The 21,521-nt window shown below is 61.1% G+C and carries 17 protein-coding genes; 10 read left to right on the plus strand and 7 right to left on the minus strand.

Annotation, left to right across the window (positions count from 1 at the left end; all coding sequences use genetic code 11):
- The 4 genes from J7U37_RS23195 to J7U37_RS23210 all read left to right on the plus strand — a co-directional run.
- Nucleotides 1–1,030, plus strand: a 1,030-nt coding sequence (locus J7U37_RS23195; RefSeq protein WP_247637265.1) for an N-6 DNA methylase, incomplete at its 5' end; no start/stop codon positions are given.
- Nucleotides 1,027–2,352 carry a restriction endonuclease subunit S gene (locus tag J7U37_RS23200; protein WP_247637266.1) on the plus strand — a complete coding sequence of 442 codons (1,326 nt, stop codon included), beginning with the start codon at nucleotides 1,027–1,029 and terminating at the stop codon, nucleotides 2,350–2,352. The genes J7U37_RS23195 and J7U37_RS23200, both read left to right, overlap by 4 nt.
- 1 nt (nucleotide 2,353) lies before the next feature.
- Complete coding sequence (locus J7U37_RS23205) at nucleotides 2,354–5,509, plus strand: type I restriction endonuclease subunit R (protein WP_247637267.1); 3,156 nt, start codon at nucleotides 2,354–2,356, stop codon at nucleotides 5,507–5,509.
- 128 nt (nucleotides 5,510–5,637) lie between these two features.
- A complete protein-coding gene (locus J7U37_RS23210; RefSeq protein ID WP_247637268.1) occupies nucleotides 5,638–6,291 on the plus strand; it encodes a hypothetical protein in 654 nt (217 codons plus the stop codon).
- A gap of 134 nt (nucleotides 6,292–6,425) precedes the next feature.
- Here J7U37_RS23210 and J7U37_RS23215 read toward each other — a convergent pair whose 3' ends face one another.
- Nucleotides 6,426–10,409 carry a peptidoglycan DD-metalloendopeptidase family protein gene (locus J7U37_RS23215; RefSeq protein ID WP_247637269.1) on the minus strand — a complete coding sequence of 1,328 codons (3,984 nt, stop codon included), beginning with the start codon at nucleotides 10,407–10,409 and terminating at the stop codon, nucleotides 6,426–6,428.
- Between the two features lie 227 nt (nucleotides 10,410–10,636).
- On the opposite strand from J7U37_RS23215, the gene J7U37_RS23220 reads away from it, so the two are divergent.
- The gene (locus tag J7U37_RS23220; RefSeq protein WP_247637270.1) at nucleotides 10,637–10,867 is read left to right on the plus strand and encodes a hypothetical protein; all 231 of its coding nucleotides are present in this window, start codon (nucleotides 10,637–10,639) and stop codon (nucleotides 10,865–10,867) included.
- 145 nt (nucleotides 10,868–11,012) lie between these two features.
- On the opposite strand, the gene J7U37_RS23225 is transcribed toward J7U37_RS23220, so the two are convergent.
- On the minus strand, nucleotides 11,013–11,252 hold the full coding sequence (locus tag J7U37_RS23225; RefSeq protein WP_247637271.1) for a hypothetical protein: 240 nt from the start codon (nucleotides 11,250–11,252) through the stop codon (nucleotides 11,013–11,015).
- A gap of 432 nt (nucleotides 11,253–11,684) precedes the next feature.
- Between J7U37_RS23225 and J7U37_RS23230 the strand changes: the two genes are divergently transcribed.
- On the plus strand, nucleotides 11,685–12,407 hold the full coding sequence (locus tag J7U37_RS23230; RefSeq protein ID WP_247637272.1) for a recombinase family protein: 723 nt from the start codon (nucleotides 11,685–11,687) through the stop codon (nucleotides 12,405–12,407).
- 1,515 nt (nucleotides 12,408–13,922) lie between these two features.
- Here the strand turns inward: J7U37_RS23230 and J7U37_RS23235 are convergent.
- Entirely contained in the window at nucleotides 13,923–14,369 is a 447-nt protein-coding gene (locus J7U37_RS23235) for a hypothetical protein (RefSeq protein ID WP_247637273.1), read from the minus strand.
- Between the two features lie 204 nt (nucleotides 14,370–14,573).
- Here J7U37_RS23235 and J7U37_RS23240 point away from each other — a divergent pair, with 204 nt between their 5' ends.
- From J7U37_RS23240 to J7U37_RS23250, 3 genes are all read left to right on the plus strand, one after another.
- A complete protein-coding gene (locus J7U37_RS23240) occupies nucleotides 14,574–15,203 on the plus strand; it encodes an AAA family ATPase (protein ID WP_247637274.1) in 630 nt (209 codons plus the stop codon).
- A gap of 176 nt (nucleotides 15,204–15,379) precedes the next feature.
- Entirely contained in the window at nucleotides 15,380–15,577 is a 198-nt protein-coding gene (locus J7U37_RS23245) for a hypothetical protein (RefSeq protein WP_247637275.1), read from the plus strand.
- 94 nt (nucleotides 15,578–15,671) lie between these two features.
- On the plus strand, nucleotides 15,672–15,911 hold the full coding sequence (locus J7U37_RS23250; RefSeq protein ID WP_247637276.1) for a hypothetical protein: 240 nt from the start codon (nucleotides 15,672–15,674) through the stop codon (nucleotides 15,909–15,911).
- A 1,009-nt stretch (nucleotides 15,912–16,920) separates the two neighbouring features.
- Here the strand turns inward: J7U37_RS23250 and J7U37_RS23255 are convergent.
- The 4 genes from J7U37_RS23255 to J7U37_RS23270 form a co-directional block, all read right to left on the minus strand.
- Complete coding sequence (locus J7U37_RS23255; RefSeq protein WP_247637277.1) at nucleotides 16,921–17,307, minus strand: hypothetical protein; 387 nt, start codon at nucleotides 17,305–17,307, stop codon at nucleotides 16,921–16,923.
- Between the two features lie 35 nt (nucleotides 17,308–17,342).
- Nucleotides 17,343–17,816 (minus strand): hypothetical protein, encoded by a 474-nt coding sequence (locus J7U37_RS23260; protein WP_247637278.1) that lies wholly within the window; start codon nucleotides 17,814–17,816, stop codon nucleotides 17,343–17,345.
- A 250-nt stretch (nucleotides 17,817–18,066) separates the two neighbouring features.
- Nucleotides 18,067–18,282: a hypothetical protein gene (locus tag J7U37_RS23265; protein ID WP_247637279.1), complete on the minus strand. Its 216-nt coding sequence runs from the start codon at nucleotides 18,280–18,282 to the stop codon at nucleotides 18,067–18,069.
- Nucleotides 18,283–19,137: 855 nt separating this feature from the next.
- Nucleotides 19,138–20,646, minus strand: coding sequence for a hypothetical protein (locus tag J7U37_RS23270; RefSeq protein WP_247637280.1), 1,509 nt, complete (start codon nucleotides 20,644–20,646; stop codon nucleotides 19,138–19,140).
- Nucleotides 20,647–20,864: 218 nt separating this feature from the next.
- On the opposite strand from J7U37_RS23270, the gene J7U37_RS25330 reads away from it, so the two are divergent.
- On the plus strand, nucleotides 20,865–21,521 hold a 657-nt coding region (locus tag J7U37_RS25330), incomplete at its 3' end, for an N-6 DNA methylase (protein WP_247637281.1).

Here is a 21,521-nt window from a genome sequence, read left to right on the forward strand (position 1 = left end):
GATCGTTGAGGTGATCGAGCCGTACAGCGGGAAGATCTTCGATCCTGCGTGCGGCTCGGGTGGCATGTTCGTCCATTCAGCCGAGTTCGTCCGCCGACACCATTCTGCTCCTGAGCGAGACATCAGCATCTACGGCGTCGAGAAGATGTCGGACACGCAGCGCCTGTGCCGCCTGAACCTGGCGGTCCATGGTCTCTCAGGAAACATCAAAGAAGCTAGCAGCTACTACGACGACCCCCACCGCTTGGTCGGCAAGTTCGACTTCGTCATGGCGAACCCACCCTTCAACCAATCGGAGGTCGACAAGGGCCGCCTGATCAATGAGGCAGGTATCGTCGACGCTCGGTTCCCATTGGGAATACCGAGTACCAACAACGCCAACTACCTCTGGATTGGTCTGTTCTACGCCGCCCTGAACGAGACAGGCCGCGCCGGGTTTGTGATGGCCAACTCGGCCAGTGACGCAGGTGGCTCCGAGCGGGCCATGCGACAGAAGCTCGTCGGGAGCGGGGTAGTCGACTGCATCATCACCACGTCGCCCAACATGTTCTTCACTGTTACCCTGCCAGTGACCCTGTGGTTCCTCGACCGCGGAAAGGCCAAGGGCCCACGCGGTGACCAGGTCCTGTTCATTGATGCGCGCCACATTTTCAAACAGGACAGCCGGGCCCACCGGTCTTTTACAGCCGAGCAGATCGAGTTTCTCGGCAACATTGTCCGCTTGTGGCGTGGCGAGGCTGTGGAGGCCGAACAGGGCAGCCAGGAGCGTATGAAGGACGCGTTCGGGACCGATGGCTACCGAGACATACCTGGCCTGTGCAAGGTAGCCAGCCGCGCTGAAATCACCGCGCAGGACTGGAGCCTGAACCCTGGCCGGTACGTCGGCGTAAAACCCGGAGAAGCGGAAGACGACGAGGATTTCAAGCTTAAACTGGAAGGCATGCAGGAGGAGCTGGAGTTGCTCAACGCCGAGGCTGCCCGGTTACAGGTAGTGGTCGCCGAGAACATCGCGGAGTTGCTGGAGGCATGATCGTTCACGCTCACCCCCTCCTGCAAGGGCCGCTTCGACCAGGCTGGCAACTGTCGACAGTGGACGCCATCAAAGCGTCAGAAAAACACTCGTGTGTTGCTGGGCCCTTCGGATCATCAATTAGCTCAAAATTCTTTGTCGAAGCCGGAGTACCAATTATCAGAGGATCCAACCTCTCGATGAGTCTTGATCGGTTCATCTGTAAAGATTTTGCATTCATCAGCAAAGACACAGCAGATAAATTCACTGCGCAAACTGTTAGCGCAAACGATTTAGTTTTTACATGCTGGGGTACAATTGGTCAGGTTGGAATAATCCCGGCGAACGGACCATTTAAAAGCTACGTCATCTCAAACAAGCAACTTAAGCTTCGCGTCAACTGCAAGATCGTTGATCCATTATACGCCTACTATTTTTTCGCGTGTCCTGAGACGGTTCAGTACATCCGAGATCGCGCGATTGGGTCGGCAGTGCCGGGTATCAACCTCGGCATCCTAAAGGCACTTCCCGTCCTCGTTCCGCCCCCCGAAGAGCAGCGCCGTATTATATCAATCCTCGGTGCCTATGATGACCTCATCGAGGTCAACCGGCAGCGGGTGGCGCTGCTGGAGGATATGGCGCGTGGCCTATTTGAGGAGTGGTTCGTACGGTTTCGCTTCCCAGGCCATGAGGCAGTGGCGATAGTCGACACCGCTGATGGTCCATTGCCCGAGGGGTGGGCCTGGAAAACGATCGGTGACGTGACCTCATATGTAAATCGTGGTCTGGCTCCAAAATACGATGAGACATCTTCGTCTCTCGTGATCAATCAGAAGTGTATTCGAGACCAGCGCCTTTCGTTTCAACATGCACGCAAGCAGTCCAAGGCGGTGCCCGCCGACAAAGTTCTTCGCCCAGGCGACATTCTGATCAACTCGACTGGCGTCGGCACTCTTGGACGTGTCGCTCAGGCGGAGGAAGTGTCGGAAGGCCTAACTGTAGACAGCCACGTCACCATCGTTCGCCCATTGTTTGAAGCCGATCGCGACTTTCTAGGTATGCAGCTCCTTCGCCTTCAGCCGCTCTTCGAAGACATGGGAACCGGCGCAACTGGCCAAACCGAGTTGTCGCGGTCAGCCGTAAGCGCCCTCAGCATAACTTGGCCAACACAGAAATTCAGAGAGGCATTTGGAAAGCAGGCTCGCCCTATTCGGACATTGGTGTCCACGCTGATGGATGCGAACGCACGGCTAGCTGCCTCACGTGACCTCTTGCTCCCCCGCCTGATCTCCGGCCAGCTCTCGGTCGCTGACGCGGAGCGCGAGCTGCAGGAAGCCGCCTGAAATGGCCCTATCGCTAACCGGCCATATCGCCTCTGAGATCGGCTCGGTCGAGCAGCCTGCGCTGGAGTTGCTGGAAGAGCTGGGCTGGCAGCGCGTCAACCTGCAGGCCGAGCAGCCGGGACTGAGCAATCCAACCGGACGCACCAGCTTCCGCCAAACCTACCTGCCTGCCCGGTTGAGAGTGGCGCTCACCAAGCTAAATGCGCACCTGCCCGCTGAGGCGCTTGCGTTAGCCGAGGAGCGCCTGACCGAGGATCGGGCAGCCATGCTGCCAGTGGCGGCTAACCGGACCCTGCTGGAACTCCTGACCAAGGGTGTATCGGTTGAAGTGCGGCGCGTCGATGGCGCTTTCGAAACCGTGAACGTTCGCGTAGTCGACTGGATCGAGCCGAACAACAACGACTTCCTTGTCGCCAGCCAGGTCTGGATGGAAGGCCCGCTCCACAAACGCCGGCCCGACACAATCGGGTTCGTCAACGGCTTACCGCTGATGCTTGCCGAGTGGAAAGGCATCACCAAGCCGCTTGCCGAAGCCTACGACGCCAATCTACGCGACTACCGGGATGCCATCCCGCGCCTGTTCGACGCCAACGGCTTCGTCATTTTATCGAACGGGCTTGAGGCGGTCATGGGGGCCAGCCACGCGCCCTTTGAGTTTTATGCGCCTTGGAAGCGATTGGAGGAGGGCGGGCCGGAGAGCGTCGGCCTGGAGATGCTACTGCGGGCAACCTGCGAGCCGCGCCGTTTCCTTGATCTGCTCGAAAACTTCATTCTGTTCGAGGAAGGCCGCGAGGGCTTGCGCAAGGTCGTCGGCAAGTACCACCAGGTGCTTGGCGTTAATCGCGCGATTGAGGCCGTCCGGCACTTGAAGGACAATCGGGGAAAGCTCGGCGTATTTTGGCATACGCAGGGCTCTGGCAAATCGTTCTCGATGGTGATGTTCGCTGAGAAGGTGCTGCGCCGGCTTGGCGGGAACTTCACGTTCGTAATCATCACAGATCGCAACGAGCTGGACGATCAGATCGCTAGTACTTTCGCGACCACAGGAGCACTTACCAAGAACGTTAACGATGCTCAGGCAGAAGACCGAGGCCATCTGCGCCGACTTCTAGCAGGTAATGAGCGGTATGTGTTTACGCTTATCCAGAAATTCAGCACTGCTGACCGAGAGCCCATGCCGGTCTTGTCTGCGCGGTCTGACGTGATCGTCATCACCGATGAGGCACATCGCAGCCAGTACGCTCAACTAGCTGCCAACATGCGGGCTGCCCTCCCCAACGCCGCGTTCATTGGGTTCACGGGCACCCCGTTAATCCAAGGGGAGGAAAGCCGCACCCGCGATATGTTCGGCGACTACGTGTCGGTCTATGACTTCGCCCAATCGGTGAAGGACGGCGCGACCGTTCCGCTGTTCTACGAAGCTCGCAAACCCGAGCTGCAGATGAACGCCGACGAGCTACGCGAAGACATGGAGGCCTTGTTGGAGGACGCGGCGCTCGACGATGCTCAAGAAGAGCGCTTGAACCGCGAGTTCGCTCGCCAGTATCAGCTCATCACCCGTGACGACCGACTTGATAAGGTTTCTGATGATTTGGTCTTGCACTTCGCGACCCGTGGCTACCGGGGCAAGGCGATGTTCGTGGCGATCGACAAGGCCACAGCCGTCCGCATGCACGACAAGACGAAGTTGGCTGTGGCGCGGTTGATTGCGGCGGACGAGGAGAGGCTGAAAACCGCACACGAGGCCGAAGGGGCCGCCATCGTTGAACGGCTGACCTGGATGCGCTCGTTGGATACAGCCGTGGTCGTCAGCCAGTCGCAGAACGAGATCGGAGACATGAAAGCCAAGGGGCTCGACATTCTGCCCCACCGAGCCCGGATGCAGCAGGAGGATCTGGAGGCCAAGTTCAAGAGCGCCCACGATCCACTACGCCTGGTTTTCGTCTGCGCCATGTGGATCACCGGCTTCGACGTGCCCTCGATCAGCACCGTCTACCTGGACAAGCCGATGCGGAACCACACGCTCATGCAGACGATCGCTCGGGCGAATCGGCGGGCAACGGGTAAAACCTCGGGCGTGATTGTCGACTATGTCGGCGTGTTCCAGAACCTCCAGAAGGCCCTGGCGGTCTATGCAGGCGCGGGGACAGGCGCTGGATCTGGCGGCGGCGCGAGCCCGATCGAGGACAAGCAGGCGCTGGTCCAGGCGCTGGAGGCCGAGCTGGTCACGGTGACTGCCTTCATCGATCCTCTAGGGGTAAGCACTGACGCAATCCTGATGGCTAAGGGATTTGCCCGTAATGCGTTGATCGCGAATGGCGTAGAGGCATTGGTCGCTCCCGACGAACGCCGCCGTGAGTTCCTGCGGCTCGCAGGCAATGTCGTGAAAGCCTACAAGGCCTTACTGCCCGACGAGCGCGCTGCCCCTTACCTCGGGCCGGTGGCCGTGATCCACACTCTGTCGGACGCCGTGAAGGCCAAGCTGGGCCCGGTCGACATCTCGGCAGTCTCGGTACGGATCGCGGCGCTGCTCGACGAGAAGATCGAAGGCGTCGCTATCCTCACGCCGATCGTCGAAGGAGACCGCGCAGAGGGTCGGGTGAATCTATCAGACATCGACTTCGACAAACTCGCCAGCCTGTTCGCTACCACGCCCAAAACCGCCGCCGCTCAGCTCCGCGAGGCAACTGAGGAGAAGGTCGAGAGGATGGCCGGGCAGAACCCAACGCGCCAAGGATTGGTCGAGCGGTTGGAGGAGCTGGTCGCTACCTACAATGCCGGGTCGATTGATGTGGAGGCGTTCTTCAAGGACCTCAAGGCCTTTGTGCGCCAGCTGGATCAGGAGGAGGTAAGGGCCGCCCGTGAGGGCCTGAGTGAGGAAGAGCTGGCGATCTTTGATCTTCTGACGAAGCCCGCGCTGGTTCTCACCAAGGCCCAGGAGATCGAGGTCAAACAAGTCGCTCGCGAACTGTTGGAGAAGCTCCAGATGCTTGTGTCTGGGGTTGATTGGCTGCGGGGTCGCCAGAGCCGAGCAGCAGTCCTTTCAGAGATCAGGTTTAAGCTCAACGAGCTGCCCGAGGAGCTCTACCCAGAGCCTCTGTGGAATGCCAAAATCGATCAGGTTTGGAATTTCGTGCTCCAGCGTTACGCCGCGTAGCGCTCAAGCCGCTTTTGGAGGCACTCTCATTGGTACTAGCCAGGAGGTAGTGCAAGCGTACTTAGATCCGCTACTTGGTATGTCGTTCGAGCCGGAGCGCAAACGACACGAAGAAGAATGGGGGGGGAATGACTGAGGCAGTTTCTGGTGGCGGTGCAGACGAGAGGCCAGAGATTGGCTTCCGCCTCAATTTGGACGGAAAGTGGTCTGCTATCGAATTCGCCGAGTTGCTAGAGCACCTTCAATTTTTGAATGATGTCGCTCGTCTTAGAAACCACGAGGTACGGGACTTACAAGGTAATAGTTACATACACGTGCTACCATTTATAGATAGAAGAAGTTCATACAATCAGAGATTTAGAGATTTACAGTTCGATCTCGAACAAGAGAGTGCTTACGTTCGATATCAAGTGAGGCTATTTGCTAACGAGGTTTCCCCACAGGAGCGGGACGATCTTCAAATTGTTCGGATGTCATTAGCGAGCCCTGGAAATCTCGATTTAGCTGGCTTCGGCAAAATTGCGAAAGAGGTTCGTCTTTTTGTCGAAGGAATTATTGATCGATTCTCTGAAGACAGAAAGATAGAAACGCAGCTCAAGCGGCAAAAACTGGTTTCGGCCAAAATTGCTAACGCCAACAAAATCCTGGCACTTGGTGCTAAAGTCGATATGCCCCAAGCGGATCGCCAGGCTATATTACGTGAAGTTTTGGATACGGATCGATTCGTTGAAACTAAAGTACTTGAAGGAAAAATAACAGACATAAGCTCTATATCCAAATAACACTGTATGTATCTATTGTTTCGGTTTTTGAAACCCGTTGCAAATGTAATGTCTGTGTTAGATCGAGAGTGGACGGGGGGCGAGACCAGCCCGCCCCTCTCCATTGTTCATTTTTTCAAGTATAAATCGAAATATCAAGTCAGTTCTGGCTCGAGATCATGCGATCTAAAGTTCCATGCTTCAGTAATGTGCCTCTGCATGTGGCTAGCCATTTCTTGTGGAGACTGGTTGCCAGCGTGGATCGTGTTGTGAACCACGACCTGGGGACCGCTCCTGCCACCTGCGTCCTGCTTCTGGAAGCCGGTTCCGCCAGCGTCGAGTCCGGGTACGCCGCCACCAGCGCCACGACCGCGCGGAATGGGTGCCGGCACCTTCGAGGTCAGGTCCTCCGCAGAGGGTGCCCTACGAGCGCTGAACCCCTGTCCGGGACGAACGATGTCAGCCGCCTGGTCTGGGGAGGCCGCCGGCACCTTCGCGCTCAGGAGCGCTTTCGGATCCAGAAACCGCCCATCAGCGCCTCGCGACTCGAGATGCAAATGTGGACCGGTCGACCGCGGATCGTGCGCTCGTAGACGTCCGATCATTTGGCCAGCGGCGACATGGGCACCGGCCTCGATCTGCGCGGTGACGTGCCGATAGGTCTGCGAGGAGCCATCGGCGCTCTTCACCGTCACGTCACCTGAGCGGTCCAAGGACGCGATCCCGTCGCGCATGGCCTTGACCATGGTGCCGGCTGGTGCGGCGAGATCCACGCCATTATGCATCTTCTGCTGGCCGGAGATCGGGTGCCGCCGGAAGCCGAAGTCGCTGGAAAGGCGGCCTTTGCCGTCTAGAGGATGGACGCTTCCTGCAACCGCCTGCCCGTCACCACCAGGTACCCCCTCCGTGAGCCCGCCGAGCTGCCCGTAGTACCGGTCTCGCTTCGTGGCGTGGCCTGCATACTGTGGGTCGTGCTGGCGCCACTTGATCACGTCATCGCCCAGGGTGAGAGCGCGCTGTGCATGGGTAGAATTCGGGTCATTGAGGACGCCGAGGGCGCGTTGGCCACGAGGGCCGAGGGCTCCCGATTTCATCTCATCCACGGCAAACCGGGCCTGCGCGTTGAGCGCCTCCTGGGTCCGCTGGATCGTGCCGTCGACGTTGAGATGGCCACCTTCCCAGAGTCGAGCGAGGAGCTTCTCGGCGCGGTCGCCCTGCCAGCTCATCATCCCGGCATTGCGCTTCCGGTTGTGCGGATCGACGTGGGAGCCGAACACCAACGTGGGATCGAAGTCGTTCTCGCGACCGATCTCGGCCGTGAAGGACTTGGCCGAGTCATGGCTGAGTCCGGTGGAGCGGAACGCCTGGTAGACGCTCTTCATCCGCTCGCCGACCGGACCCTGCGGAGCCGCCAGGTTGCCAGGGTTGCCCCCTGCACCAGCTGCACCGCCTTTGCCGTACCAGCCCGGCACACGAGGACCGCCACCTGCAGGTACTCCTGCAGCCGGGAACCCTGGAACGCCTGATGGCGCTGTGCCCGCTCCGACCCCGCTGCCGGAGCCCGTGAAGCCCGACATCGACGGCGCGGAGAGTGCGGCCGGCTGGATCTTGGCGCCCATCCTGTTGCCCAGCGTGCGGCCGAGGCGGTCGAGGCCCTGCACTAGGTCCTCGGTAACGACGGAGGCCTTGTGGATCAGACCACGCCGGTCGAATGCGCCGTTGTGCGACTGCTTCTCCACCTTCGCAGGCAGATCGGACCAAGGCGTACCCTTGGCCTTTTCCTTGTCGCCGAAGAGGCGCGAGGCCAGGCCGGGGTCGAGGAAGTCCACGATCCCTCTGCCCCATCCCTTCGACACGTCGGGGGCCTTCAGGACGCCCAGCTTGTCGGCGATGGTGGCCAGGAAAGCCGCACCGATGATGCCGCCGGCCGCCGTGAGCGCGCCTGCGCCGAGTAGACCGGCTGCGCCCGTGCCGCCGGCAAGACCCGCCACCTGGAAGGCTGCGAGGACGGTTGCAGCCGTGCTGCCGATAGCCAGGAGACTGGTCGCGATGCCGCCGATGACCGTCAGCACGGGGCTGAGCACCAGGAGGGCCGCCGAGAGGGTCAAGATCCTGCCCGTCCAGCGGACGAGGGTTTCTGGCGAGCCATCGGTGAAGCTGTTCACCAGGCCCTTGATGCCGCCCACGATGTCCGCGATCCCGGCGCCGAACTGCTGAAAGGTCCCGCGCCAGGTCTCCACGGTGCCCGCGTTGCCCTCCCCGGGTTTTCCGAAGATGCCCTGGAGGAGGCCGCCGAAATCCTTGAAGCCGAGACCGGCCACTAGGCCCTCAAGGGCCGCCTTGAAGCGCGTTGCGATGCCGCCGGCCCGGAGCTTCGAGGACCAAGCCAAGAAGTAGTCACCAGCTACCCGCGCCATCGGGGATAGCACCTTCCCGAACTCGCCGAGAATATTCAGGAAGCCGGACCGAAACTGCTTGAATACAAAGGCGAGCTTCGTGCGATGTAGATCCCAAACGGCAGATATCGCGTCGAGGCCCTTGGCTTCCTTTGAAAGCTTCACGGCCTCCTTATATGTGTCGATACCTTTTACCATTCGGCCAAACTCGCCAAGCCATTCACGGCCGGTGAAAAACCGGATGGCCTGATCTTGTTTTTTGGGGTTCTTGATCTTGTTGAAGCGGCTCAGGAGGTCCGGGAGGAACTCGTCAGGGTTGGCCCGGCGGTCGCGTTCCATCCGTTCGGCGCTGCCATACCCCAGGTCACGCACGAGATCGCGGGCCTGCTTGCCCTCGTCGCCGTTCTTTTTCGTGAGGCGAGGAAGCTCGATCACGCGGCCGGCGACGTAGTCCATCATACGGCCGGACTCGCCCGGGCGGTTGCCCAGCGAGGTCGAGGCCGAGCCGAAGGCCAGCGCCGCCTCCTGCGACATGCTCAGAAGCTGCGCCGCGCCGGCACCCTGCCGCATGAATTCGAGCAACTTCTCGGGCGTGGTCGACTGCTTGGCCGCGAGGAACTGGACGGTGTTCGCGACGGACTTCAGCTTCTCGACATCGAACGCCGCGCCGCTGCTCGTCAGGACCGTGTTGATCTGCCCAAGCGTGTCCTTCACGGCCTCGAACGGTACGGCCCACGCCTCGCTCGTCTTGACTGCCAGCTCGCTGAACGCCGACGCGCCCGCCGATGGGATCCCGAGCTTCACGGCATCCGTGTAGGCTGCCAGAAGCCTGTCGGTGCCTGTGCCCAGCGCCTCCGCGAGAGGTGCGGCCCAGCTGTCGCGAAGCTTGCGGGCGGCGTCCTGGCTGAAGCCCCCGTAGATGCGCGCGTCGATTTCGGCGCTGTCGATCGAGGACTCGGTCGTGAGGATCTTCCGAGCGGCGGCGGCGGCTGTCGCGCTGCCAGCGAGGGCGGCGACGCCTACGGGGCGCATCGCGTCCCGGACTGCGTCTTGGCCATAGTGGTAAGTGTCTCGGCCCCGACCGATGGTCTCGCGTCGAGCCCGTTCGCGTTCGGTACGTTCTTGTCGATCCATGCGATTGCGCAGGGCGAAGCGCCATCGGTCGCCCGCGATCTGCCGGCGCAAGGACGAGGCAGCGTTGCGGTCGGCGGTATCAGTGGCCCGCTGGCGCTCCCGGTCGACGGCACGGGCTTCTACAAGCTGCTGGCGAGCCATCCTGCCGGCGAAGGCCATACGACGGCGGATGTCGGCCATGGCTGCGGAGTCGTAGGTCCGGCGCTGGCGCTCGTTCGCCTGGGCCTCGGCGGCGCGCTGGCGGGTCATCCGGTCGGCAAGGGTCATGCGCTGGCGCAGATCCCGTACAACTCCGACCTCAAAGGTCCGATGCTGCTGTTCCTGGGCGTTGGCCTGGGCCTCGCGCTGCTTCGCCATGCGGGACTCGAAGGTCCACCGCTTGCGTAAGGACGACATCGCGGCGGCCTCGCTCTTGATCGTGAGCGCGTCCGTCGCTCTGGAGACGGTGCTTGGCTTCGCGGCAGCCGACGGGCCGGGAGACTTGATCCTGCCGAAGGTCGCTACGACGGACTTGTTGAGCGCGTCGAAGTCGCGGCGCAGGCTTCGTACTATGGCTGATGCATGATCCTCTACGGTGAGAGTGATCTTAGCTTCTGTTTCGATGGTCATGATCTTCTTTTCTATTTCGCAACTCTTTTGTCGGTTGCGTTTTTGGGGTGGGTCCCAAACAAGGGGGCCTCTTATTGCGGGTACCGGGTACCAATTATCGTAAGTATCGGATCCCGATATAAATCCTTTTAGGGATCGCTTTTGTGTAGGTATCGCACAGCACGGCGGCCTGTTGCTGTACAAAAACTTGACTTATTTATGGAAACCTTTCTGGTAGAAGTGAAATCTTGCGCAGCAAGCAGCCGGGGGGGGTCGAGGTGATCGAGCACGTCGAGTGGAGAGAGACATCGAACCTGGTCGCTGCCTTCGCCGGGGCGATGATGCACTTGGCCGACACGTCCTCGGACGTGGGTAACCAGCCGGTCGCACTCGCCGCGCGCGATGCAGCCGAGGCCCTACTTGCGCTTCTCGACGTCCTCGAACACGGTCGACGCACCGTCGAGCTTCGGACAGTCTGATGAACCTTGCGGTCCCGCTGCTGTGAGGAAGGCTTGTGCCATCGCCTCGCCGTCGCAGGGCAGCGGGATCGCTGCGCGGAACCCTATGCGCAAGGCTCGCACGAGGATGCCCACGTTGTGCCTGCTGATCTGAGCCCGCACCGCGCTACCGATCGAACCGGCGCATGGAGCGACCTGTCACTTCGGCATTGCGCCTGGCCCGATCGTCGGCCCGCGCCTGGTCGCGCTGGATCATCTCCTGGCGGCGCAGGGTCTCGGCCTGGTGACGCTGCGCCCGGGCGATGTCGTTCACCGCGTTGCGGATCCGCACGGCCTCCGCGTCCTGCGCCTTAAGCGGCGAGACGAAGGCCAGGAGGATGCCGGCGAGGATCGATGCGCGGGTCATGCTTGATGATCTGGCGCGGCGTCGCCCGTGGACCAGGGCGGGCCAGCGGCCTGGAACCGAGGGCCGCGTACGATCCCAGGATGCTGCGGCGATCCAAGGGAGCGAGGCGGTCGAGTGCGTCGGCGGCAGGCTCCAGGGCTGTCGCGTCGCGCTCTGCCTGGAGGAGGAGGGTGCCCAGGCTGTCGGCGCGGGGACCGGCCACGATGCGGGCGATGGCCCTGAGGCTGCGGAGTCTGGCGCGTAGTTCGGCCTGGTCGAGGCCGGGTGCCCAGGGGCCGTATGATCGAGATGGTTCCATGATCCTGTTCTGGTGAGGGATGAGGCCAGCGAGAAATCTCGCGTGAGGCCGGGAAAGGGGCTTGTCGGTAGGTGCTGATTCACTTTACATAACTGTCAACGAACATAGAAAGCACTGTAAGAAAGGTGGTAGGCATGGCCCAGGGCAAGTTCATCAGCTACCTGCGCGTCTCCACCGCCAAGCAGGGCGCCTCCGGTCTCGGCCTGGAGGCCCAGCGCAAGGCAGTCGCGGACTACCTGAACGGTGGAAGCTGGACCGTCATCACTGAGTTGGTCGAGGTCGAGAGTGGCAAGCGCAACGACCGTCCGAAGCTGGACGAGGCCCTGCGTCTGTGCCGCATCCATGGCGCGACCCTGGTCATCGCCAAGCTGGACCGGCTGAGCCGTGACGCGGCCTTCCTGATGAAGCTTCAGAACGAGGGCGTGCGGTTCGTCGCTGCCGACATGCCGGAAGCCAACGAGATGATCGTCGGTATCATGGCCGTGGTTGCTCAGGCCGAGCGCAAGATGATCTCCACCCGCACGAAGGCCGCACTGTCGGCGAAGAAGGAGTTCTACGCCAAGCTGACGGATGCCGAACGCGAGGTACTGAAGGCCAGCGGCAAGGCCATCAGCCTCGGCGGCGACCGTGGCGTGATCCCGACGACCGCCGCTCAGAACAAGGGTGGTGCTGCCACCAAGGCGAAGGCAATCGCGAATGCAGCGGATCGCCTGCCGATCATCGCTGAAATCCAGGCGACTGGCATCACCAGCGCATCCGGCATCGCGTCAGCCCTGAATGAGCGCGGCATCCCCACTGCGAATGGTGGCAGATGGCAGGCTGTGCAGGTGCAGCGGGTCCTGACGCGAGCCGCCTGAGGTAAAGGACGTCCTTATCGTGAAAGCGGCCGAAGATAATTCTTTCTAAAACGCCAGCATCGTGGAACCAAGCTTGACGACCATCCGTTATCCTTCTTGCCACAGCGGATCGGTGCCGGATCGGTTGACTGTGGGGCGGCCGGAAACGACCCCGAAATTTGTGGCGGAAAGCGAGGACAAAATGTGAATATAAACCTAATAATCGCCCTGATTGAATTAGCTAAAACTATCATCGAAAAGTTGTTCTAATCTATTTACCTCTGCACTAACACAGATTATCTTCTCGTCTTACGTGCATTGCTAATCAAGAAATTTGAACCTGTCGGTCGATGGCAAGATCTTCAGCATAACTAAGTCACTGGGCGCGCTCGGGAAACCGACGCGCCCTTTATTTTTCCTATCCTACAAGACTGCACTCGGCCTGAACTCGCCACCGGTCTCGATCCTGTTCGGCCGGGCGCGCCTGCGACAATTCGTGCGGTCAGGCAGCGGTGGTTGTGCAAACGCAGCCAGGTGGCGGAAACACTGAGCCTGTGGCGTCCCTGGGCAAGTACGGCCTCAAAAGACGGGGCACGAACGTGTTGACGCGCCGGCGCCTGCACTTGCCTTGCTCGCGGGACTCCGCATGGTGGTCAGTGGAAACGACGCAGGGCGGCCTCGCCTCCACAGCTAACCGCCCTGCGCACGTACCTGGCTCCCCGAGGGAGGACGGCGTCGTGGGAGATCACGGCGTCCGTTCTTCCCGGGTCAGGCCGGATGCTGGCATCACCGACATCCTGGTAGCCCTACCGTGCATCATAGGCACGGGCCTATCAAGCATCGCTTACATCGGCCGAGCCGGCGGCTCCGAAGTCATCCACTAAAATAGGCCGGGCCGTACCCTCACGGCGTCACCCCTTGCCGGCGCCAATTGGGCGCTGGGCCGGCTCAGAGCCATCTCCCACAGCGGGAGTACGCTCTGAGGGCTGTACAAGGGTGTGCCCTGTGGACTGGTCGCGTGGGTGCCGTCCCGCTTCAGTTCCCGTTTTGAAGCGTAGACGTACCCATCAATCGTCACACCAAGCGTTTCCTGGTCGAGCTTGAATAAGGCGCGGCTGGTGTCGAGAGGGAACCACTGGGCATCGTATGAGCCACGAGTCTCAACGGATAGCCACTTCTCGCGTGGCAGCGGGTCCGCTCGAACCATCCAGTCCTGCGGTCTGCTCTTGCCCCTCGCGTGCCATTCCAAGCCGTCGATATGATCGCGCGTCCATCCCGGGAAGCGTTCAGGCACGGATGACCAACGCACGAAGGCGCTTGCCGGAAGTGCGATCCGAACGGCCCTGAAGGCAGCGGGATTGAAACTCGATTGGATCGCCGCCGCAGCCGACGAAGTGCCATCGAGGATCGGGTTCTTCGTTGCCCATAGGAAGTCTGCCGGCCATCCCTCGGGACGAGCGAGGCCAGGGCGCAACTCCCCGCTCTGGAGTATCCAGGGCAGGCGGATCGTGTCCGTGAAATGGTAGACCGGGGCCATCAGTGCCGCCGGTCCTTCTCCCCGGCCACCTGGCGCAACACCTCTGCTTGCTCGGCCGAGACACACGGGATCGCGGCGACCCGCTGTGTGCGTTCCTGGTCTGAAGCGACGATCTCGCGGAGGCTCTGGTTGCCCTTGATGAGCATCGTGCCCACCCCGTTCGGCTCGTTCGGGTCCTGCCAGACCGCGACGACAAGCTCGGCGTCGTCAACGATGGCCTGCACCTGTGCGAAGTCACCGTTGAGGTGCTTCTGCGTCTCGTTCGCCATAGCGACAGCCTTCACGCGGAAGGCTTGCGGTGTCGACTCCATGTTTGTTCCCCTGATGGCGTGATCAACCTGCGACCGGGAGGCGACCGGCGAACCGGTGCCCCCCGCCTGTGAGGCTGCACTGACGCTGGCGTGAACCGGCATCTGCAATGCGTCCGCCATGATGCGGAAGGGCACTCGCAACCCGTCCCATGAGTAGCGCAAACGATTCAATCGATCAAGATTGTTCAACAAAACCAGATACTTGCGCGATTGCAAATGAAACGCACACGGTAGGTCGTGCGGTAATTAGTGTGGCGGTCTCTTACGTCGTCAGCTATATGCGGGTGTGTGATCGCGCAAAGCCATAATCGCGCAATCACATAACCATGTGAGGCTGTGTTGCGCATTCTCGTACTCGCCTCCCAGAAGGGAGGATCAGGCAAGACGACAATTGCCGCATCCCTTGCCGTCGCCGCTGCTCAGTCCGGCGAGCGGATCGTCGTCGTGGATCTCGACCCCCAGGGCTCCCTCGCCGAGTGGGGCCAGCTTCGGGAGGTCAAGGACATCGTTTTCCGCTCAGTGCCGCCTGGGAAGCTTGATGAGTGGATCACAGCGACCAGGAAGGTCGAAAAGGTCGATCTCGTCATCATCGACACGGCCGGCACATTCGGGAAGGAGGTCGACACCGCGCTGCGCCATGCCGATCTTTGTCTCGTCCCCGTCAGACCATCGGCGTTCGATCTGCGTGCGGCCGGACCTACTGTCGAGCGAATCCGGGTGCTGGACCGCGACTTTGGCTTCGTCTTGAACGGGACCAACCCGGTCACGCCGGCACGGACTGCTGACGCGGTAGCGGCTCTTGAGGTCGGAGGCGCCGTAGCCCCGCCCATCGCAGATCGCACCGACTTTCGAGACGCCGCAGCGACCGGGCTTGGCGTCACCGAGATTACCCCCAACGGCAAGGCTGCGAGCGAGATTAAAGCCCTGTGGTCCTGGGTGGCCGAACGCATGAAAGGGACCCCGAAATGAGCAAATCGAAGAGGCCGTCCCTGGGAGGGCTTGTGAAAGCTCCAACCCCTCAACCAGTTACGCAATCACATAGTGATGTGATTATGAAGCTACATGACTACGATGTGCCCGATGTTGCATCCGTGGTCCAATCTTCTGCACCAGCACCAGCGAAGCCCCTGCGAGGTCGGGGTAGCGTGAAGGCCAAGCCGGCTGCAGATGATACCGCCGGGATGGCGCACCGGTCGCTGTATGCGAAGCCCGAGACCTTGGATCTCATCCGAGAGATCGCCTTCAGGGAGCGGATCAGTGCGCAAAGCCTTTACCGGGAAGGCCTGCTCTTGATGCTCCAGTCGCGCGGTCACTACGAGGATAAAGGCTTGGAAGATGTGTAGTCACATAGTTATGTGATTAGGTAGCCACATAAACGCGTGATTACCTAAACATGTAAGTTTGGTCCAGAGGGCCGCATCCGCGACGCTGCCGAAGGTGGCGCTGTACGCCCATGCCAACGTGCTGAAGTCCATCCGGCTCTTAGCCGTTGAGGATGGTATTCCAGCTCCAGAAGCCCTTCATCGAGTGATGAAGTATTACTTTTATTTGCGAGGTAATTACTTCGAATATTTTGTGAGCGACGAGCAGAAAGACTGTAGTCTGACTTCGTTTGCAATCGCGCAAATCGACCTGGGAGTTGCCAGAGCCCTCGATCCGCGCATAGATGGTCGATGATGCCGGCTTCCACGAGTCGGCCATGGAGATGTCGCCGCGAGAAAGACCTAAGTCCAAAACGCCAACGGCCCACCCCGCCACAGGGTGAGCCGCTGAAATCGATGAGGTCTGGGAGACCGTGACTGCTCTCCAGACATCATAACACCGGTCAGGTGTCAATCGGGATCGCTTCCCGAGACGATGGCGCTTTGCCTTTTGCCGGGTTTCCACAGTGTGGAAGCCCCTGCTTTGACGCGGCCCAAGCAGGGCTGTGAAGGATGTTTGTCGAGGAATTGGCCGAGATGATCGGCCGGGCGCACGGTGCTGCGCTAAATGAGGTATCGCGCGCCTTATGGGCCAGCGTTGCGGTGGGACAGTGTTGCGACGAAGACGCCGCGCGGCTGGCTGAGGCAATCCAGGCCCGTAGGACGTTGGGGAGGGCTGCTCAGGCGGTCGCTGGCCGGGGCTCACTCCCTGCGAGGGTGGCTCCTCCGCGAAAGCACCAGCGGCCCCCTGAGCGGACTGAAGCGCTGGAACGGTGCCGTCGCTGGGCCGCCTCCGGCCGCATGCCGCCGACCATCGCCTGCAAATTCAGCCAAGGCGAGCAAGCCGCCTTGGCGGTGATCGCGCTGGAGGTCTCGAAGCGCAAAGTCTGCGACATGGCCATCGGTGCCATCGCGGCCATCGCTGGCGTAAGCGAGTCCACGGTGAAGAGGGCGGTTCGGCAGGCGAAGGCGCTCGGGTTCCTAACCATCCAGGAACGCCGCCTGTCCCGCTTCCGCAACGACACGAACATCGTGCGCATCATCAGCAAGGCGTGGCTGTCCTGGATCGAACTTCGATCCAAGGGTGGGGGTCAACCACGAACGGGCACGAATACCAGAGATACAAAAAAGGCTCCCGAGAGGGCGCCAAGGGCGACCCGTAGCGCCAGAACGCCCTGTCGATCCCCGGGCTTGACCGCAGACAACGTTCGAGGCGCCGGGGCACCGCGAGGTGCCTCCGACGCTTCCAGCCGTCCTGGGGGCAATTAGAGCACCCCTGCATCTAACTCGGCTTGCTTGGCGGAGAGTAGGGGCTTCGCGAGCTTGCCAGCCATCCGTTGGTCCTCGTCCCGCTGCCAGACCTGCTGGAGCTCCGCAACCAACTGCGCCTGGTTCGTCTTTGCGAGGTCCTGGATGAGGCGGTGTAGCTCGTAATGCGCGAAGCCCGCCCCGATCTGGCGAGCAAGGATCTGGGCAGGCTTCGCACAAGCTTCTCGGTCGGCAGCGTTCTGCGCGTCGCGACGCTCCTCGAACTTGTCGAGGAGGCGCTGGCGGGCTGCATCGCGCTCAGCCTTCTTCTCGCGCTCGCGCTTTTCGACCTGTGCGAGGATTTCCCGCTCCTCGTCGGTGACTAGGATATTGGACGCAGCCAAGCTCTGGATGACCCGGCGGGGGGGTAGGACGTATGTCATTTGGCTGCAGCCTCTGCTTTGAACCTTGCGGCGCGGACCGGGTCCGATTTCGTGAGTAGGACTTGGTTCGTCCGGTTGATCTGGCCGGTGAGCCAGGGGTTCATTATCGCGGCGACATGGCGCGCGAGAGCGGCGTCATCGGATGCCCGAAGGCCCTGCAAGATCGCCGTCATCGGATCGCCGGCTTTGCGCCAGCTCGTGCCCGTGCCGAGGGCCACCTTGACCCAGCCATCGGGTGCGGCTGGCGCGTCGGCTACGACCAACGGGAAATCGTTCGTCTCGCGTCCGATGAAGGCGGCCACGTCGGTTCCGTCGTTCATCAGGACGCGACCGGCGTCTTGGTCGATGTAGGACCGGTCCCGGATCAAGGACTCGAGATTGGTCACCTGCTCATCAGTAGGTGATCGGCCCAAAGCGGCGGCGGTGCGGCGGATCTCGCCAGCGAAGCTGACGGTGTCAGTGCTGCTCACGACCGGCCTCCGTGCAGGCGATACCGGGAATTGTTGGCGCCGAGCTGGTAGCTGGGTGGCGCCTTGTTGCTCATCTGGCCAGCATCGCGGAGGTACTCGGCGACGATGCGCCGGATCGTTGCTGATAAGGTCTCATCCCTCTGAAATGCTTCTACCTCTAAGGCATAGCGTAGTTCAGTTGAGACTGAGAATGAAATTTGGTGGCTTGCTCTCATTGCTTTACTCTGCCGACTTAACGTCGGTCTAATGTTTAGGTGCGTGCCCGGTGGCGGGCTTCGTATCGGCTCGCTGGAGCCTGGGGTGCGAGGCGTCCGGCTTCACGAAGCGCTTGCGCGATCAGCACGCGGGCGATGTTGGCGCGGCTCACGCCGATCTCAGCTGCAGTCTTGTCGAGGGCGTCGATAAGGGCCCCATGCGCAACGAAGCTTACACGATCCCCGGCCACCTGAGGGTGGTCTGAGTTCACAGTCTAATCCTTGATTGGGATGGTGGAGAGGGGCCGGCACGGACGAGTTGTGTCGTCCCGCATCGCACGACTTGGGAACGGATCGAACAGGCTCACGAGGAGCCGGACTGCGACGGTCTGGAAGTCACCGTCTTGTGAAGACGGTCTGCGCCAGCGTGCGTTCGTTGCCAGGGATTGGTTCGCCGTTCAGGGGCTCGCGCGCGACCGTGAGGTCTTCGGGTCGCCGGGCCATCCGCCCGCCTCCGGGAGAGGTTCGTCCTCTCCTCCGTGTTGTTCTGGCCGTTCTCCAGCCTGGTCCTACATGTACCAACGAATTGTGGCGGTATTATGGCGGAGTCAATTTGCCATCTTGACTTTGGTTTAATTTTGTGAGTCGCGAGTATTCCTGGTTCCGGCCTGATGGTCGAGATGCCACCGTCGTGAGGTGCGGCCGACTTAAATCCCTATTTCGCCCCCTTTACCGGCCGTATTTTCCAATGCCGTTGCAGAGGGGAGCGCCCCATTTTCCGATTTATTCCGGCGTTCCTTTTTGAGGATGCACATCGCGGATCGGCAGATCCAAGGAACACCATCATCATCCGCGCTGAGGCCTGGCCCCCGTTCGGCTGCTCGCTCTTCATCCTACCGATGCGCGTTGGAGAGGGTCATGTCGGCTTCGACTCCAACGCCGACAACGACGTGATCCTCTGGCGCTCGACATCGCGGCGAGGGTGGCGCAGCTCGACGAACGAGAAGAGGTGCTGAAGAAGACGAAGTTTAGGAAGAGGGCCGCCGACGACAGAGAGAGTAGAGAGAGAGGAGGTAGGAAGGGGAGGTGTCTACCATATGTGGAACCACCAACCCTCTAACCCATTGTCACAAATGCGGAAATGCACCGCAAGCGGAGACCCACTTCTCGACCATCAGATCCCGCATGATACCGGCCTCTTTGGTTGCGACGACTACCTCGTCATGGACGGGGACGGTGACGATCCCTTGCTTGCGGGCGGCTCGCATCACGGCCGCGATGATCTCGGACTCGAGCGCCTGGAGCTTGGTGCCGGCTCCGGTGCAGAACGATCCGGCGATGGTTGGGTGGCGCCGCTCAATGGCCGCGAAGATCGCGCGGGCTCGCACCCGGTGATCCTGACGAATGACGACGGTCTCGCCGCGTCCGGTCTCCACCTCTGCCAGCTTGCCGGCCATGGCCTCGATACCCTGGTGACGGTTGCTGGCGTTGACCAGGATGAGGAGCCCGAGCTTGGCCTCTCCGCGCTCAATGCCGTGGATGTCGTAGGGGTCGCCGTCAATCATTAGGCCGTACTCGCCATAGAGCAGGGCCGGATGGCTGGCGCCGAAGTCGAGCAACTCCACCGGCATGCCGCCAATCGTGAGCTGCTGGCGCCGTGTCTTGGGCAGGCTCTGGGCGTAATGGCCGTAGAACCTCATTCCCTCGTTCCAGGAGCCGTTGTTGGCGATCCGGCGCAGGGCGGTCTGGTCGGTGCGGATTGTGATGGCGTCGCCTTGGTGGGGGCCGTGCTTGACGGCGTTGGGGATGCTCACGAACCCATCCCCGATCCACTCCACGTCGTCGGCGTCGAGGCGGATATCGGCCGATGCGAGCACCTCGTTCTGCGCCCGTATGTCCCGGGTCATTGCGATGGTCCGGTCTGTCGTGCGGTATGGGATCAGGTTCTTCTCGCCATCCTTCATGACGAGGAGAGGCGCATCCTTGCGGGGCTGCAGGATGGGATGGCCGCCGGCGAGATCGAGGAGGAGGTCGCCGGCCCAAAAGCGAGACTGCCGCCCTTTGCCGCCCTTGGCCCAGGACTTCCCCTTCTCGATCTCAATCAGATCAAGCCATCCGAGGTGGTCGACCGCCATCTTCACGACCCGGTAGGTCATCGCCGGATGGTAGTGGCTAAGACCGACGTAGTTCTCCTTGCGGAGGGAGAACGAGGTCGCCTGTCCCGTGCGGTGGCCGATCAAGGCGTCTGCGAGGATGCTCCCAATCCCTGTGGCGATAAGCGGGTCTGCGCATGGCATCATGCCGACCCTCTCGACCAAAGCTGGGCCGATTCCGTACCCCATGAGGAGGGGCCGGTCGCGGGGCTCTTCGCTGAAGAGGTCTTGCGGGAAGAGTGATGCGATGTCGTTCTGCGGCTTCAATTTCCATTCAGCACCCCGTCGCGTGCCGCCCTGGCAGGATCTCTTCGCGGCGGGGGAGCTCCCTTTGTTGTGGACACCGTCCCGATTTTTCTTGATCGGCTTCGTCTTCCAGTGTATTGATCCCGAAATGGACTCTTTGCGCGCCTGAACAATTCGAGCGCGACCGTGAGAGATAGCAGATTTGTGTCCATCTGCAACGTGGTATTCTGATACCACGCGCTGCCTTGGTGCATTTTCCCTTACTTCTCCCCTCAAATGCCGGACAGATGTCCTACACTTGTCGGGCACGTGTGAGAGGCGAAGCGAGCGCGGCTTAGCTTTCAAGTGGGTGTGGCTTTGCGGTCAGCCGATCAATGATCAAGCATTGACTGGCCATGCGCTGATTGCCCTGTTTGGAAATCAAGACGATGGTTGCGTAGCTCAGGGGAGTGAACGTGACCGTCGACCTTCAGGACCTATCGCGGCGCCTTTTCAAGGCGGCTGACCAGCTTTGGGCGAACAGCACCCTACGACCCGATCAGTATGCCCAGCCAGTCTTGGCGCTCATCGCGTTGCGCCAGATGGAGGCGAAGTTTGAGAAGGTCCACACGGACCTAGTCCCGAAGTTCACCGGCCGTTTAAAGGCTACCCCAGCCGACTACCAGGCTCGCGGCGCGATCTACCTGCCCGAGGTTGCTCGCTATTCCTACCTGCTGGCATTGCCGGAGAGCGCAAACCTCGCCGAGGCGCTCAACACGGCGATGAAGAGCATCGTCGACAACAATCCTGACCTTGCCGGCGTGCTGCCCCAAGCATACGGGGCGTTGCCTGATGCTGTCCTGCGCGAGCTAATGCGCTTGCTGGCTCCATTGCAGATCGATGGCGATGCCTATGGCTTGATCTTCGAGTACTTTATGGGCGCGTTTGCGGCCGCGTTCATGCAGAAGGGCGGTGAGTATTTCACCCCCTCCTCGATAGTGAAGCTGATCGTTGAGGTGATCGAGCCGTACAGCGGGAAGATCTTCGATCCTGCGTGCGGCTCGGGTGGCATGTTCGTCCATTCAGCCGAGTTCGTCCGCCGACACCATTCTGCTCCTGAGCGAGACATCAGC

This window comes from Methylobacterium sp. 37f (assembly GCF_023093475.1).
Taxonomy (GTDB): domain Bacteria; phylum Pseudomonadota; class Alphaproteobacteria; order Rhizobiales; family Beijerinckiaceae; genus Methylobacterium.

Coding starts and splice junctions, on each gene's coding strand:
- J7U37_RS23200 (WP_247637266.1), top strand. CDS start 1,027: ATGATCGTTCACGCTCACCCCCTCCTGCAAGGGCCGCTTCGACCAGGC.
- J7U37_RS23205 (WP_247637267.1), top strand. CDS start 2,354: ATGGCCCTATCGCTAACCGGCCATATCGCCTCTGAGATCGGCTCGGTC.
- J7U37_RS23210 (WP_247637268.1), top strand. CDS start 5,638: ATGACTGAGGCAGTTTCTGGTGGCGGTGCAGACGAGAGGCCAGAGATT.
- J7U37_RS23215 (WP_247637269.1), bottom strand. CDS start 10,409: ATGACCATCGAAACAGAAGCTAAGATCACTCTCACCGTAGAGGATCAT.
- J7U37_RS23225 (WP_247637271.1), bottom strand. CDS start 11,252: ATGACCCGCGCATCGATCCTCGCCGGCATCCTCCTGGCCTTCGTCTCG.
- J7U37_RS23230 (WP_247637272.1), top strand. CDS start 11,685: ATGGCCCAGGGCAAGTTCATCAGCTACCTGCGCGTCTCCACCGCCAAG.